At 64.8% G+C, this 14650-nt stretch carries 15 protein-coding genes; 3 read left to right on the top strand and 12 right to left on the bottom strand.

From position 1 onward, the window contains the following. Window positions 1–43: 43 nt before the first annotated feature. The 9 genes from G3T16_RS15835 to ampD form a co-directional block, all read right to left on the bottom strand. Entirely contained in the window at window positions 44–334 is a 291-nt protein-coding gene (locus G3T16_RS15835; protein ID WP_163496076.1) for a hypothetical protein, read from the bottom strand. After that, on the bottom strand, window positions 309–788 hold the full coding sequence (locus tag G3T16_RS15830; protein WP_163496075.1) for a hypothetical protein: 480 nt from the start codon (window positions 786–788) through the stop codon (window positions 309–311). The genes G3T16_RS15835 and G3T16_RS15830 overlap by 26 nt, the downstream gene beginning before the upstream one ends. Before the next feature lie 5 nt (window positions 789–793). Beyond that, window positions 794–1108 carry a DUF883 C-terminal domain-containing protein gene (locus G3T16_RS15825; RefSeq protein ID WP_163496074.1) on the bottom strand — a complete coding sequence of 105 codons (315 nt, stop codon included), beginning with the start codon at window positions 1106–1108 and terminating at the stop codon, window positions 794–796. Between the two features lie 66 nt (window positions 1109–1174). Beyond that, on the bottom strand, window positions 1175–1339 hold the full coding sequence (locus G3T16_RS15820; RefSeq protein WP_163496073.1) for a DUF1328 domain-containing protein: 165 nt from the start codon (window positions 1337–1339) through the stop codon (window positions 1175–1177). Between the two features lie 130 nt (window positions 1340–1469). After that, entirely contained in the window at window positions 1470–2627 is a 1158-nt protein-coding gene (locus G3T16_RS15815; RefSeq protein ID WP_163496072.1) for a phospholipase D-like domain-containing protein, read from the bottom strand. Between the two features lie 117 nt (window positions 2628–2744). Beyond that, a complete protein-coding gene (locus G3T16_RS15810) occupies window positions 2745–4187 on the bottom strand; it encodes a serine/threonine-protein kinase (RefSeq protein ID WP_163496071.1) in 1443 nt (480 codons plus the stop codon). After that, window positions 4177–5739, bottom strand: coding sequence for a sigma-54-dependent transcriptional regulator (locus tag G3T16_RS15805; protein ID WP_163496070.1), 1563 nt, complete (start codon window positions 5737–5739; stop codon window positions 4177–4179). Before G3T16_RS15805 ends, G3T16_RS15810 begins: the two co-directional genes overlap by 11 nt. A gap of 87 nt (window positions 5740–5826) precedes the next feature. Next, on the bottom strand, window positions 5827–6675 hold the full coding sequence (gene ampE / locus G3T16_RS15800) for a regulatory signaling modulator protein AmpE (RefSeq protein WP_163496069.1): 849 nt from the start codon (window positions 6673–6675) through the stop codon (window positions 5827–5829). Continuing rightward, window positions 6672–7250 (bottom strand): 1,6-anhydro-N-acetylmuramyl-L-alanine amidase AmpD, encoded by a 579-nt coding sequence (gene ampD, locus G3T16_RS15795; RefSeq protein ID WP_163496068.1) that lies wholly within the window; start codon window positions 7248–7250, stop codon window positions 6672–6674. Before ampD ends, ampE begins: the two co-directional genes overlap by 4 nt. A gap of 149 nt (window positions 7251–7399) precedes the next feature. On the opposite strand from ampD, the gene nadC reads away from it, so the two are divergent. Then, window positions 7400–8242, top strand: coding sequence for a carboxylating nicotinate-nucleotide diphosphorylase (gene nadC, locus G3T16_RS15790; protein ID WP_163496067.1), 843 nt, complete (start codon window positions 7400–7402; stop codon window positions 8240–8242). An 11-nt stretch (window positions 8243–8253) separates the two neighbouring features. Here nadC and rraA read toward each other — a convergent pair whose 3' ends face one another. Continuing rightward, complete coding sequence (gene rraA, locus G3T16_RS15785) at window positions 8254–8733, bottom strand: ribonuclease E activity regulator RraA (protein ID WP_163496066.1); 480 nt, start codon at window positions 8731–8733, stop codon at window positions 8254–8256. Window positions 8734–8744: 11 nt separating this feature from the next. After that, window positions 8745–10514: an acyl-CoA dehydrogenase family protein gene (locus G3T16_RS15780; RefSeq protein ID WP_163496065.1), complete on the bottom strand. Its 1770-nt coding sequence runs from the start codon at window positions 10512–10514 to the stop codon at window positions 8745–8747. A gap of 382 nt (window positions 10515–10896) precedes the next feature. Between G3T16_RS15780 and G3T16_RS15775 the strand changes: the two genes are divergently transcribed. Together G3T16_RS15775 and G3T16_RS15770 are read left to right on the top strand one after the other, a co-directional pair. Beyond that, window positions 10897–11853, top strand: coding sequence for a LysR family transcriptional regulator (locus G3T16_RS15775; RefSeq protein WP_163496064.1), 957 nt, complete (start codon window positions 10897–10899; stop codon window positions 11851–11853). Window positions 11854–11974: 121 nt separating this feature from the next. After that, window positions 11975–14152, top strand: a complete 2178-nt coding sequence (locus tag G3T16_RS15770) for a malate synthase G (RefSeq protein ID WP_163497143.1) — start codon at window positions 11975–11977, stop codon at window positions 14150–14152. A 22-nt stretch (window positions 14153–14174) separates the two neighbouring features. On the opposite strand, the gene G3T16_RS15765 is transcribed toward G3T16_RS15770, so the two are convergent. Then, window positions 14175–14618 (bottom strand): CCDC90 family protein, encoded by a 444-nt coding sequence (locus tag G3T16_RS15765; RefSeq protein ID WP_163496063.1) that lies wholly within the window; start codon window positions 14616–14618, stop codon window positions 14175–14177. Between the last annotated feature and the right edge of the window lie 32 nt (window positions 14619–14650).

The following is a 14650-nucleotide window of genomic DNA, read 5'->3' as shown; positions in this document are numbered from 1 at the left end:
GCCGGCGGGGAGTGCGGGGAGGATGGCGCCGGCTCTGGACTGCTCACTCCGTGGACCCGAAACCACCCATCCCCATCTGCCAGCCACTGGACAACAGTGGCCACAAGCGCAGTCCGAGCGTGGCCGCCGAACCCAGGCCAAGACCCGGCAACAGCAGGGCCTGGGCCCGCTGCACCACCACACCGGCGAGAAATCCGCCGCCCAACAGGTACACCGGATGCAGCGCACGCAATACCGAGACCCGGGAGCGGACGCAGTCGTGCAGAGCCTTCCGCTCCAGTATCAACGCCGCCTCGGCGGCGCGCAGTTCACGAATCAGTTGCTGTCGCTGCATGCTCTTTGCCAGTCTCCATTATCGCGCGCAACTGGCGCCGGCTGGCCGGCAAGCCCAGACTGCGCTTGAACACCGTGGCCGCCCGGCGCAGCACCAACAGCGCCAGCACCTGCACCAGCACGAATCCCAGCAGACCCAGCGCCACGGACTGACTCAGCACGTAGACCAGCCAACCGGCCAGCACGGAAAGTCCCAACCAGGCAAACAACAGCAGCGGGAGCATCGCCAGCAACACGATGACAAGGCGTCCACTGTCGGCTAGAGCCAGTTTGACTTCCAGGCCCAGCACCGAAGCAAACTGGCTGCCGGTTGCCATCAGCTGTTGCAGTAGAGCAACCCATGCCTGCCACTCCTGCTGTTGTTCAGTGGTCTGGCCGGACTCGCTCCCCGGCGCGCTGTCGTGACCGGCAGCCGCTTCCGTCCCGGCAGGTTGCGGGCCGGCATTCCCGGGCACGAAAACTAGTTCCTGGACGTCAACTGGGCGATCAGCAACCCGGCCACAAATGCCATGCCCAGTGAAGCCAGGGGCTTTTCATGGACATATTGACTGGCCTGCTGGCCCAATTCCTCCGCCTTGCCCTTGCCCTTGAGCAGTTGCTCGGCAGCGTCGTGTTTCAGGTCCAGGCCCGCCGCTTCGGCAGCCTGACGGAAATGCGTCTGTGCTTCCATCAGGTTGTTGTAGGCCGCCAGCACCGCTTCCTTGCCCGAATCGAACTCCTGCTGTTTCTCCGCCTTACCTGTCTTGCCCGCTGTATCTATATCTGCCGCAGTCACCACGTTATCATCCTCCTGTTCATTGGAAACCGGGTCCCCTGACCCTGTATCCTGCCTGCATTGCGGTTACATCGGTGGCCGACGCCCAGTGATAAAGAAAAACAACGCCAGGATCAGACCGACCACAAACAGAATCCAGGCGATGTTCGTTGCCGCACCGGCAACACCGCTGAATCCCAGCAGTCCGGCTACTATTGCGATAATCAGAAATATCACTGCCCAATTCAACATTGCGGGTACCCTCCGTATGAGTTTGGCTCTGCAAAAACAGCGCCCTTGTACTGAGTAAACGCCATCTGTTGATATCGCTCACTTGATTCAATACTAGACCATACACAGTGGCCCGCCAGTGCGGTACCGCTCATAACTGGTTAACAATCAGTCCCGCGAGTCGCTCCTTGACCCGCTCCAGCAGGCCGCGCCGGACAAACCTGTCGCGATCCACCGGTTGCGCGCGCTCGCAGTCAAGGTCGAACTGCCGGTCCAGTATGCCGGTCAAACGCGGGCACAGCAGCAGCGCCGAGCACTCCTCATCCTTGCCCATGGAACGGTGATTGAGGTTGATCGAGCCGACGCAGGCAATCATGCTGTCGATGGTTACCACCTTGGCGTGCAACATGGTCGGCTGGAAGCGCCGGATCGAGACTCCCGCCTCCAACAGCCGTGCAATCGCTGGCTGCCCTGCCAGTTGCGACAGGCGACTGTCACAGTGGCGGCCGGGGATCAGTATATCGATATCCACGCCACGGCCCGCCGCGTTCAGCAACTCGCGTTCAAAGACCTCGTCGGGAGCAAAGTAGGCGGACGTCAACCGTATGCGCTGGCGCGCCATCGCCAGCAGGAAGCGCATCAAGGCCGCAGACTCGGTCCAGCCGACGGTGGAGGAGGCGCGCACGATCTGCACTGACACGCCCCGCGCCGGTGGATCGGGCGCGTAGTTGATCAGCTTGGCCTCCCACTTCCCCGCCTCGCCCCAGTTGTCGAGGAAGGCCGAGTGCAGACCGCAGACCGCCCGGCCCTCGATGCGCAGATGGGTTTCGCGCCACTCGGAGGCATCGCGGGCGTCGCCCTCCCACTCACTGGCTATGCCCACACCGCCGGTAAAGGCCACTCTGGCATCGCAGACCAGAATCTTGCGGTGGGTACGCTTGTCGTACTGCCAGGGACGGCTCCAGCGGAAAGGACGAAACCAGCGAATCCGCACCCCACTGTCACGCATGCGCCTGACCAGGCGCCGCGACATCCTGCTGGCGCCGAAGCAATCCAGCACCAGCCGTACGTCGACTCCGGCCTCGGCCCTCTCCGCCAGGGCGTTGGCAAAGCGGTCGGCTATGTCGCCGGTCCAGTAGACGAACGTCACCATGCTGACACTGTCCTTGGCCGCCGCGATCGCCTCCAGCATGGCCGGAAAAATCTGGTCGCCATTGACCAGTATCTCCACCTGGTTATCCGTGAAAAACGGGCTGCCAAGAGCATACTCGAGTTGGATGCGGTAGGTGTCCAGAGTACCTGCTTGCACAGCGTGACTTCCCATGCGCTGGGGGCGATCCGGTATGAGGCCGGAACAAGGAATGTGAATGTGCCCTTCACGGCCGGGCACTGTCAAGCGGAACCCGGCTTCGGAACTGCTAAGGAACTACAGCAAGCGCGGACTGCTGCCATATAACTGCTGCACGGTCACGTCCATCACCTCGCGCCAGTGCGACGCCGGCGCGCCGGGAAGCAGCAGGGCCTGCCGGTAACGCTGCCAGTTCTCCCGTTGCCGTTCCAGCCCGAGCACACAGATTCCGGCCTGGCAGTTCAGCGAGATCAGCAGGTGTTCGGGCGGCGGCGGACGCCGCAGGGCAGCCAGGCTGCGGTCAACCTTGGTGGAACGGAAGACGGGCGCCTCGCCGCTGAAGCGCAGTGATGGATCCGCCTGCAGTGACAGCTGATGCAGTTGCTGCAACAGCCAGAGCGTATCGGTACCGGCCGGCAGGTCACTGTTGCCGTCATAGCGCCACTGCGGTGAGGGCACAAAAACATAATTGGCGCGCGGCCAGAACCAGGTCAGCGACAACGCCACCACCAGGGCCAGGCCCGCGGCCGCGCCCAGCCACTGGCTGCGCCGCCAGTGGCGCCCAAAACCGAACAGCGCCCACTGGCCGGGACGCAATGGCATCCGCGAGCGGCCGTGGCTGCGCAAACCGGGGGGGATCTGCAGCGGCAATTCATCCGCTGTCTCCTCCCTGAAGGCCACCCTGGCCTCCTCCACCAGGGGAAATTTCAGTGTGCGGGGAATTGCCGAGGCAATCGCGGACAGCTGCTGGCGGACAGAGTGAGTGTTTTGTGGACGCTCCGCTGGATCCTTGGCCAGCAGACCGTCAACCATCTGTGCCAGTTCAACCGGCAGCGGTGTGCCATCCGGCAAGCCGGCAGGCAGCGGTGCCGGCATCCGGTGCAGCAGCGCCTGTCCATCCAGCCTGCCTTCGTGCAGAAACGGATGCCGTCCCGACAACATCCGGTACATCAGGCAGCCCAGCGCAAACAGGTCAGAGCGGACATCCAGCGGCTGGCCCAGCACGTGCTCTGGAGACAGGCAAGCGAAACTGCCGCGGCGGTCGTGGAGCGCGCCGTGATTGCCCGCTATGCCGAAGTCGGTAAGCTTGATGCGGCCATCCGGTGCCACCAGCACATTGCTGGGCTTCAGGTCGCCATGCACGATCCGGCTTTGGCGGGCCACTGCCAGCGCGGCGGTAATGTCAGTGGCGATCGCCAACATGCTCGCCAGGCAGAGTTCGCAGCGGTTCAGCAGTTCCTCCAGATCGCAGCCAGGCACGTATTCCATCACCATCGCCAGATGGCCGGAGCTGACGATGACATCGTAGACCTGTACCACCCGGGGACTGTCCAGGCTTGCCACCAGTTGCGCCTCACGCAGCGCCCGCTTGCTCTGCTCGCGGTCGGCGGGCAGGGTGTAGAGCTTGGCGGCGATGCGCCGCTGCAGGCGGTCGTCAAAGCCCAGGAAAATAGAGCCCTGACCACCGCGGCGAATCAGTCGCAGCATGCGGTAAGGGCCGATGCGGTCTTCAATCGCCATGGTCGGGTTCCGGCCTGGCGTTGGCGGCGCTGCTGCGCAACCGCGCCCGCAGTGCCACCGCGGAGACCCGCAAGTGCCCCGCGGCCTGCGCGGCATCGCCGCCACAGCTATGCAGCGCCCGCTGCAACTCGCCTGTGGGCACCTGAGAGGCCAGCCTCAAGCCGAGCTGCGGCAGCCGGCGGTACAGCGCCTGGCGGCTCATGCCGGCACGCCTGGCGGCGCGGCTGATCTCATAGTGTTCCTGCTCCAGCAGCGACCGCAGCGCCTCATCGCCCAGTTGCACCGGCTGCTCCGGCCTGCCGCCAGCCGACTCGGCAACCGCTGCGGGCGATTGCGGCAGTACCAGCACTGGCGTACGCGGATCGGCGGCGCTGTCGAGCACCACCTGACGGGCACAGTTGGCCAGTTCACGGATATTGCCGGGCCAGGAGTGACGCTGGCAGCTATAGAACAGGTCGGCCCAGCGGGCAACCGCCACCGGATCACTGGCCGGATCCGGCAGCATGGGCGGCGTGCCGGTTTCGGCACAGGCCTGGCGCAGAAAGTGGCACAATAGCTCGCCGATATCCTCCGGATGCTCCCGCAGCGGCGCCAACCGCAGGCGGGCACTGCCCAGGCGGTGCCGCAGCGCACTGCGAAAACCGCTGTCGGCAGCATCCAGCTCAGCCTCGGTGGCGGAGATGACGCGCACGTCGACCCGCTCCGGCGTGCCGCCGACCGGCTGGATTTCACGTTCCTGCAATGCTCGCAGCAACTGGGGCTGAACATGCTCCGGCGTATCGCCCACTTCATCCAGAAACAGGCTGCCACCGGCCGCCTGCTGGAAATAGCCACTGCTGGCCCTGTCTGCACCAGTAAAGGCTCCGCGGGCACTGCCGAACAATGCGGCCGGTGCCACCCCGACCGGAATCGCGGCCATGTTGACAGCCACCAGCGGTCGCTCTGCCCGCGCACTGCAGGCGTGTACGGCCCGCGCAACCAATTCCTTGCCGGTGCCGGTTTCGCCGCTGATCAACACGTCCAGGCCACTGTGTGCCGTCCGCGTCAGCTGTTCGCGCAGGGAATACATGTAGGCACTGCTGCCCAGCAGGCCCGCGGTACCGGCAGCCTGCATCCCCGGCGCCACGGCTTCTGCCTGGCGCAGCAACAGTACCACGCTGTGGGCCAGCTGCAGGATCACGCCCCGCTGCAGGCGCGCGCTGTCCAACTCACACTCCCCGCTCAACCATTCCCCATCCACCCGGCAGGCACAGCTGTCGGCAGGCCGGCGCAGCAACAGGGCAGCAGTGCGCCGGCTCAGCCCCAGCGCCCGGCGGCTGAGGTGCGGATCGCCCAGGGGCACTCCGGTCGTGGCAGACAATCGTGCAAAATCAGGATGTTGCCGCCCCAGCAGCAGTTCGGCATTGCCAGCGGGCACAGAACAACGCTCGCCAATGCGGCCGGTATCCGGGTGAAAGACGATGGTGAGCACGAGATCCATCCGGGACCGGCTGGCCGCGGGACCGGGAAACACCGAGGGCAATGTCGCGTCCGTGCGAAAACGTTCCGGCATCGTGACACCTGGATAGCTGCGAAGTAGTAGGTTTGGGTTCAGTTTAACAGCACTGGGGACGCCCGCCTACGATCGCGGCAGCGCCGCTCAGGCCAGGATCGCAACCAGCGCTATCACAACGATCCAGGCCACGGCACAGCGATGCAGCAGACCGGCCAGCGCGCGGGCGTTCGCCGCCGCCTGCTGCAGCGGCGTGCCCTCCTGCACCGGACTCTCCGCCGCACTGGCCACCTGCCACAACAGGTCGGCGGGCTCGGCCCAGGTATCGGTGGCCGCGCTCATCAGGACATCGCGGCTGCGCACAAAATCCCCAGCCAGTGCAAAAGTGGCCAGCAACAGCCGTACCGGCACCCAGTCCAGCCAGAACAACACCCGCGCCGCCGGCCCCTGCGCTGCATCCCCGCCGTCGCGGTACAATTGCAACAGGCGATAGCCCACCGCGGCCACCGGACCCAGCACGACAAAATAAAACACCACGGCGAACCAGCCCTGATAACTGGCATAACAGAGCCTGGCCTCTACCTGCTGGCGCAGCCATTCGGAGTCCAGCGTATCGCTGACTTCTTCGGCCGGTACCGTCAGCCCCAGTTCCTCGCGGGCGAACAACCACGCCGCCTCGCCGTTGCCGCGCTCGCAGTAATCACTATACCGTGCCACCAGGGCTTGCAGGTCCTCGCGGCCCAGGGCGTACAGCAGCAGCACTGCCGCGGCCGCTATCCAGGGCAGGCCAAACAGCAGCGGACGCAACAGATCCAGTACCAGCAGCGCCAACAACAGCGGCAGCCCCACTACCAGCAACAGCTGGCTCCAGGATCGCAGACCGGAGTCACCTGCCCGCGCCCGCCAGTCGCGCCACCAGCCATCGCGCTGCACCGTGATATCGAGCGCCCACAGCTGACGCAGCGTAAGGGCAATCACCAGGGCCAGAAATATCATGCCTGTTCTCCGATAGTGGCGAGGATAGTGGCGAGACTGGCGCGATAGCGCTGCCAATCAAAGGCGGGGCCGGGATCCGTCTTGCGACCCGGCGCTATATCGCAGTGCCCGACGATACGCTCCGGCGTCAGCGCCGAATAGTAATGCATCAGTGCGGCGGTGAGCGCCGGCAACGACCGGTATTGGGCGTCTGTATAGGCTTCATCTTCGCTGCCTTCCAGCTCAATGCCGATACTGAAGTCATTGCAGTTGTCGCGGCCGCGCCAACAGGAGCGGCCCGCGTGCCAGGCCCGGTGATCGGTGCTGACGAACTGCACCAGCTCGCCGCAGCGGCGCAGCAACAGATGCGCGGACACCTGGAGACCGCGGATCGTCTGAAAATAGGGATGCGCCTCCCAGTCCAGGCAATTGCTGAACAGTCGCTCGATCTCGTCGCCGCCATAGCAGCCGGGCGGCAGGGAGATACTGTGAATCACCAGCAGCTCCGGCTCCACGCCTGCGGGACGGAGGCCGCAGTTGGGAGAGACGCAGTGCCGCGCCTGCTGGATCCAGCCATCTGCCAGAATATAGGACATAGTGTTCAGTCTGGGGATTTGGCCCATCATAGCCGACAGCGGCCACCCCGCTCAACGCCGGCCCCACCCCGATGTCAGAGCGGGCTTAACCGCGGCCGGCACCACTGCTACAATTCCGCCCCCGCCCCTAACGATGACATGGATACCCGATGCCAGTGCCCGCCCTGACCGATACCGATATCCAGGAAAACGCGCGCGCAGCGCTGGCCGAGGATCTCGGCGACGGCGACATTACCGCCGCGCTGATCCCGGCGCAGCATCTCGCCCGCGCCCGGGTCATCACCCGCGAAGAGGGCGTGCTCTGCGGCCGCGCCTGGGTGGAGGCCGTGTTCCACCAGGTGGACCCGCAGGTCAGCCTGGAGTGGTCAGCCGAGGAGGGCCAGCACATCGGCGCGAACGATATTCTGTTCACTGCCAGCGGCCGCGCCCGCAGCCTGCTGACCGCCGAGCGGACCGCACTCAATTTCCTGCAGCTACTGTCCGGCACCGCGACGCGCTGCAGTCACTACGCTGGACTGGTCGCCGGCACCGGCGTGCAACTGCTGGATACCCGCAAGACCATCCCGGGGCTGCGCCGGGCGCAAAAATATGCGGTCCGCTGTGGCGGCTGCCACAATCACCGCCTCGGCCTCTACGACGCCTTCCTGATCAAGGAAAACCATATCAAGGCCTGCGGTGGTATTGCGGCCGCGGTACAACAGGCCCGCGCCAGTGCCCCGGGCAAGCCGGTGGAAGTGGAAGTGGAGAATCTTGCGGAACTGGAACAGGCGCTGGCCGCCGGCTGCGACCGGGTGATGCTGGACAACTTCTCGCTGGCCGACATGCGCCAGGCAGTGGCGCTGGTGGCGCGCGGACTGGAACTGGAGGCTTCGGGCAATATCACCGTCGACAACTTGCGCGCGGTCGCGGAAACCGGGGTGGACTACATCTCCATCGGTGCACTGACCAAGGACTGCAAGGCGCTGGACCTGTCGCTGCGGCTGCTGGACTAAGCCGCCAGCGCTTATTGCAGGGCGCGCTGACTCACCACCACGCCATTGTTGTCGGCGTAGATATAGTCCCCCGGCCCGATACGGGCGCCACCTATCTGCAGGACGACGTCGCGCTGTCCTTCACCCCGCTTTTCGGTTTTCAGCGGAATCGTGCCCAGCGCCTGCACCCCTAGGGCGATTGACCCGAGCGCATCGACATCGCGGACCGCGCCGTTGATGATCAGCCCTGACCAGGCATTGGCGGCAGCCTGTTCCGCCAGCATGTCGCCCAGCAGGGCACGGCGCAGCGACCCGCCGCCATCCACCACGAGTACCCTGCCATCGCCGGGTTCGGCCACACACTGCTTCACCAGCGAGTTGTCTTCATGGCACTTGATGGTGACAGCCCGCCCGGCGAACTGCTTGAGCCCGCCCAGATTGCGAAACTGCAGCTCGATCACTGCCGCGTCCGGCGCGGCATCGGTCAGATCCGGCGTCGAGATACTGTGCATAGCGGTCCCCTTCACAGCCACTGGGCCGGATAGCTGGCCAGGCTGCCGGCCAGCGCCGCAACCGCGCCGGCGTGGCCGGCACAGCGGGGCAGGATCTGCTCCGCATAGAAACTGCAGGTGGCTATTTTGCGGTGGTAGAAGTCGTTTTCTGCGCCCGCCTCCAGGCGCGCCTGCGCCACCAGCGCCGAGCGCGCCAGGTGCCAGCCGCCCAGCAGGTAGCCGCATTGCATCAGATAGTCAAAACTCACCCCGAGAGCCTGCGGCGGTGCCTCCCGCAATGCCTGCAACAGGCTGTCAGTGGAAGCCTGCACGCCTTTCAGCGCGGCGCCCAGATCGCGGCCGATGGCCTGCAGCACCGGCTCGGAGTGCTGCACCAGGACCGCGACCGTGATGCCGACCTCCTCCAGTGCCACCTGCATCGCGCCGCCCTGGTCGCGCGCCAGCTTGCGCCCTACCAGATCCGCTGCCTGAATACCGTTGGTGCCCTCATAGATCGAAGTGATACGAACATCGCGCAGGTATTGCGCGGCCCCGGTCTCCTCGACGTATCCCATGCCGCCGTGTACCTGGACCCCCAGCGAGGCCAGCTCCTGCCCCACCTCGGTGAGCCAGCACTTGACGATCGGTATCATCAGGTCGATCCGGGCCTGCTGCTGGACACGTTCGGATTCCGGGCCGCGGTGGGCCAGATCCAGGGTCACAGCCTCGGTGTAGACGAAAGCCCGCATGGCCTCGTTCAGCGACTTCATCGTCAACAGCATGCGCCGCACATCGGGATGCTCGATGATAGGCACTCCGCCCTGGACCCGCTCGCGGGCATAGGCCACGGCCTGCTGGTACGCGCCCTCGGCGGCACCCAGCCCCTGCACCCCCACCTTCAGCCGGGCCTCGTTCATCATCGTGAACATGCAGGCGAGGCCGCGGTTCTCCTCGCCCACCAGGTAGCCGACCGCACCCTCATTATCCCCGAATGCCATCACGCAGGTAGGACTGCCGTGAATGCCGAGCTTGTGTTCAGTGGAGACCGGATAGACGTCGTTGCGCTCACCCAGGCTGCCATCGGCATTGACCAGATACTTGGGCACCAGGAACAGCGAGATGCCACGGCTGCCCGCGGGCGCGTCGGGCAACTTTGCCAGCACCAGGTGGATGATATTGGGGGTGGCGTCGTGATCGCCCCAGGTAATGAAGATCTTCTGACCGTGGATGCGGTAGTGATCGCCCTCGGGAACGGCGCGGGTTTTCATCACCCCCAGGTCGGAGCCGGCGCCGGACTCGGTCAGATTCATGGTACCGGCCCATTCGCCGGCATGCATTCTGGGCAGGTACAGCTGCTTCATCGACTCGCTGCCGTGGGCGGCAATGGCCAGCGCCGCACCGGTGCTGAGCATCGGCGCCAGGCCGAAGGCCAGGTTGGCGCTATTCCACATTTCGCAGGCTGCGGTGGCATACAGCTCCGGCAGACCCTGGCCCCCGTACTCCGGATCCGACGCGATCCCCATCCAGCCGCCAGCCGCCAGCTGCTGCAGCGCCTCGCCGTAACCCGGCGACAGGGTCACCGCGCCCTCCTGGCAGCTGGCCGGCTGTTCGTCACCCACTCGCCGCAGCGGCGCCAGCACATCGCCAGCGAGCTTGGCAGCCTCGTCCAGCAGCGCGGTGGTGAGGTCGGGCCCCAGCCCGAGTTCGGCGTAGGCCGGCAATGAGCCGAGGGCCTCGCCGACCTCCAGCAACTCCTCGATCAGGAAACTCATATCTTCCAGTGGGGCGCGATAACTACTCATGGCAAAGCTGTGTCCTGTGTTGTAAAGCTGCCTATTATAGGGCAAGTGAGGCGATGCCGCGGGAGTGGGCTGTCAATTCACTTCATCGATTGGTTGAATGGCACTTGCTTTGAGGATTTTGGACTTCGTAGCCCGATCAGCATCCTGGGGGGTGCTTTCGAGACACGCCGTAGACCCCTCCATGGGGGCTCGGATGCGACATCCATGTCGCATACGGTCTCGAAAGCACCCCCCCAGGACGCTGACCTCCCATTGGAGTGAGACAAAGCAAGTGCCGTTCATCTGTCAGTTCACTTGATCTTGGCAATTCTAGCGCTCCGCGTATAATTCCCCCAATCTATCATCGCCATTCCCGGCATTCACTTAATGAATAGGAGCCCAGGTGAAACTCAACCGCATCGACCTCAATCTGCTGGTGTACCTGGATGCGCTGCTGCGCGAGCGCAATGTGACCCAGGCGGCGCAGCAGCTCAACCTGTCCCAGCCGGCGATGAGCAACGGCCTGCGGCGCCTGCGAACGCTGTTCGACGATCCGCTGCTGGTGCGCACCTCCGACGGCATGACGCCCACCGAGCGGGCGCTGGAGCTGGAGCCGCTGGTGCGGGAGGTGCTCACCAACATCGAGCGGGCAGTACAGCAGCGCTCGGCCTTCGACCCGGCCGAGGCGCAGCGGGTATTCCGGATCATGGCCAGCGACTATGCCGAGTCGACCCTGCTGCCGGCGGTGCTGGGCAAGCTGCGGGTGCAGGCGCCGGGCCTGACGCTGGATATCATGACGCCCTCGGATGTGAGTTTCCTGGATGTGGAGCGGGGCAAGGTCGACATGGTGATCAACCGCTTCGACTCCATGCCGCAGTCCTTTCACCAGATTCACCTGTGGAACGACAGCTTTTCCTGCCTGCTGAGCCCGGAAAACCCCGTCCTGGAGGATTTCAGCCTGGACAACTATCTGCAGGCCAAACATATCTGGGTCAGCAAGACCGGCATGGGGGTCGGTGTGGGGGTGGACCCGGATGATGTCCAGCGCCTGGGCTGGGTGGACAGCGCGCTGGCGCGGCTGGGCAAGAAGCGCCAGATCCGCGTGTTCACCCGCCACTACCAGGCCGCCATGACCCTGGCGGAGCAAAATGATCTGATCGTGACCCTGCCCACCCGTGCGGCCCTGCTCAAGCGCGACAATCCGCGGGTGGTGTTGCGGGAGCCGCCGCTTGCGATACCGCCGCTGGAACTGAAAATGGCGTGGAGTCCGCTGCTGCAGCACAATCCGGCCAACCGCTGGCTGCGCAAGCTGATTGCCGACACCGCCCGGGCCATGGACGGTCAGCCGCCGCTGCCCTGAACACTATTTATTCAAATTTTGAATGACCGCGATAAAAACGATAAATTAGCTAAATTCAGAATCAACGCTTTACACTGCCTTGCTACGATAGACTGTAATGCAAGCAAAGGATAACGACCCGATGAGCGAACGGATCCAGCAGGGCGGCCTGCAGATAGCCGCCGAACTCCACCGCCTCCTGGAACGGGACATTGTACCGGGTACCGGCGTCGCGCCGGAGCAGTTCTGGCAGGGACTGGAAGCCATTGTCAGCGCGCTGGCGCCGCGCAACCGCGAACTGTTGCAGCGGCGCGATGAGCTGCAGCAGCAGATCGATGGCTGGCACCAGGCCAATCCCGGCACGGACTACGACCGCGCCGCCTACCGCGATTTCCTGCAGCGTATCGGCTACCTGCTGCCGGAGGTCGATGACTTCAGCATCACCACCCGCGATGTCGACCCCGAGGTGGCCCGGCTGGCCGGACCCCAACTGGTGGTGCCGGTCACCAATGCCCGCTACGCACTGAACGCGGCCAATGCCCGCTGGGGCAGCCTCTATGACGCGCTGTACGGCACTGACGCCATCACCGAAACCGGCGGGGCCGAGCGCGCCGGCGCCTACAACCCGGTCCGGGGAGAGCGGGTGATCGCCTGGGGCCGGGATTTTCTCAATCGCCACTGCCCGCTCTCCACCGGTGACCACAGCCAGGCAAGCGCCTATACCGTGGTCAACGGCGCGCTGCAGGTGGTATTGCAGCAGGGCCAGATCAGCGCGCTGCGCGATCCCGAACAGTTCCGCGGCTACAGTGGCGAACCCAACGCCCCCACCAGCGTGCTGCTGTGTCATCACGGCCTGCATGTCGAGATCCAGATCGACCCGTTGCACCCGATCGGCGCCACCGACAGCGCCGGGATCAAGGACCTGGTGCTGGAGGCCGCCCTGACCACCATCCAGGACTGCGAGGACTCGGTGGCCGCGGTCGACGCCGCGGACAAGACGCTGGTCTACCGCAACTGGCTGGGGCTGATGCGCGGCGACCTGCAGGAGACCGTGCGCAAGGGAGACAACACCCTGGAGCGCACGCTGAACCCGGACCGGGTGTTCACCGGCCGTGACGGCGGCAAGCTGGTACTGCCGGGCCGCAGCCTGATGTTCGTGCGCAACGTGGGCCACCTGATGAGCAACGATGCCATCCTCGACCGGGACGGCAACGAGATTCCCGAAGGCATCATGGACGGCATGTTCACCGCGATGATCGCCCTGCATGATCTCAACGGCAGCGGCGAGCGGCGCAATTCACGCTGCGGCAGCGTGTATATCGTGAAACCGAAGATGCACGGCCCCGACGAAGTCAGCTTTAGCTGCGAATTGTTCGATCGCATCGAGGACGCGCTGGGCATGGCGCGCAACACCCTGAAACTGGGCATCATGGATGAGGAGCGCCGCACCACCATCAACCTCAAGGCCTGCGTCGAGCGCGCCCGGGAGCGGGTGGTGTTCATCAATACCGGCTTCCTGGACCGCACCGGCGACGAGATCCATACCAGCATGGAGGCCGGTGCGATGGTGCCCAAGGGGGCGATGAAACAGCAGCCCTGGATCACCGCCTACGAAGACTGGAACGTGGACATCGGCCTGGCCTGCGGACTGCGCGGCAGGGCCCAGATCGGCAAGGGCATGTGGGCGATGCCGGACCTGATGGCCGACATGCTGGCGACCAAGAGCGGGCATCCGCTGGCTGGCGCCAGCACTGCCTGGGTACCCTCGCCCACCGCCGCCACGCTGCACGCGGTGCACTATCACGAAACCGATGTCGCGGCCCGGCAACAGGAGCTGATGGCGCGCCCGCGAGCCTCGCTGGAGGACATTCTGACGATTCCGCTGCAGAACGCGGCGGAGCTGTCCGAGCAGCAGATCCAGCGCGAGCTGGACAACAACGCTCAGGGCATCCTGGGCTACGTGGTGCGCTGGGTCGAACAGGGCGTGGGTTGTTCCAAGGTGCCCGATATCAACAACGTGGGCCTGATGGAAGACCGGGCGACGCTGCGCATCTCCAGCCAGCATATCGCCAACTGGTTGCGCCATGGTGTCTGCAGCGAGGCCCAGGTGCGGGAGACGCTGGAGCGCATGGCTGCGGTGGTAGACCAGCAGAACGCGGGGGACCCGGACTACCGCAACATGGCGCCGGATTTCGACCAGAGCATCGCCTTCCAGGCTGCCTGCGACCTGGTGCTGCTGGGCCGGGAACAGCCCAACGGCTACACCGAGCCGGTACTGCACGCCCGGCGCAGGGAGGCAAAAGCGCGTTACGGTAGTTGAGGCGAGGTATCGCCAGGGGGAATTACCCCGCCAATGCCTCCTGTAACAGCGGCAGGCCGACCAGCAGCCAGGTACCGCTGACCATAAAGATCAGCACACGCAGCTGGCTCTTGATGTCGGCGACTTGCCGGGTGAATTTGAGATCCTGTTCGGCAAAGCGGCCGTCCATCCTGGCCTCCTGCCGGACGAACTGCTGGTCTATGGCATTGAAGCGCAGGTCATGCTCTGTAGACCGCTGCTCCAGTCTCGTTTCGAACTCGGCAAATCTCTGCTCCAGCCTGACATCCTGCTCGGCAAACGCCGCCCGCAACGTGGCATCGAGGTAATCCCGGGTCACGATGTTGTCTGCGTAGAATCCGAATGCTTCCGCCATCAGCTCTGCCTGCACTTCCGCCTGCTGTTCAGGTACGCCCACTGCCTTCAGGCGGCGCGCGTACTGCAGCGAATCAAATGCCAATGTACTCATCATAACCTCCCGCCGGGATTTGACAAACTGTG

Origin of the sequence: Kineobactrum salinum (genome assembly GCF_010669285.1) — a bacterium.
Lineage (GTDB): Bacteria > Pseudomonadota > Gammaproteobacteria > Pseudomonadales > Halieaceae > Kineobactrum > Kineobactrum salinum.
The sequence above is the reverse complement of the archived record's forward strand: the minus strand, read 5'-3'. Positions and strand labels throughout refer to the sequence as shown.

What these genes read in the sequence shown, in the direction of transcription:
- G3T16_RS15835 (WP_163496076.1), bottom strand. Translation starts at nt 334, where the DNA reads ATGCAGCGACAGCAACTGATTCGTGAACTGCGCGCCGCCGAGGCGGCG.
- G3T16_RS15820 (WP_163496073.1), bottom strand. Translation starts at nt 1,339, where the DNA reads ATGTTGAATTGGGCAGTGATATTTCTGATTATCGCAATAGTAGCCGGA.
- G3T16_RS15810 (WP_163496071.1), bottom strand. Translation starts at nt 4,187, where the DNA reads ATGGCGATTGAAGACCGCATCGGCCCTTACCGCATGCTGCGACTGATT.
- G3T16_RS15805 (WP_163496070.1), bottom strand. Translation starts at nt 5,739, where the DNA reads ATGCCGGAACGTTTTCGCACGGACGCGACATTGCCCTCGGTGTTTCCC.
- ampE (WP_163496069.1), bottom strand. Translation starts at nt 6,675, where the DNA reads ATGATATTTCTGGCCCTGGTGATTGCCCTTACGCTGCGTCAGCTGTGG.
- ampD (WP_163496068.1), bottom strand. Translation starts at nt 7,250, where the DNA reads ATGTCCTATATTCTGGCAGATGGCTGGATCCAGCAGGCGCGGCACTGC.
- nadC (WP_163496067.1), top strand. Translation starts at nt 7,400, where the DNA reads ATGCCAGTGCCCGCCCTGACCGATACCGATATCCAGGAAAACGCGCGC.
- rraA (WP_163496066.1), bottom strand. Translation starts at nt 8,733, where the DNA reads ATGCACAGTATCTCGACGCCGGATCTGACCGATGCCGCGCCGGACGCG.
- G3T16_RS15780 (WP_163496065.1), bottom strand. Translation starts at nt 10,514, where the DNA reads ATGAGTAGTTATCGCGCCCCACTGGAAGATATGAGTTTCCTGATCGAG.
- G3T16_RS15770 (WP_163497143.1), top strand. Translation starts at nt 11,975, where the DNA reads ATGAGCGAACGGATCCAGCAGGGCGGCCTGCAGATAGCCGCCGAACTC.
- G3T16_RS15765 (WP_163496063.1), bottom strand. Translation starts at nt 14,618, where the DNA reads ATGAGTACATTGGCATTTGATTCGCTGCAGTACGCGCGCCGCCTGAAG.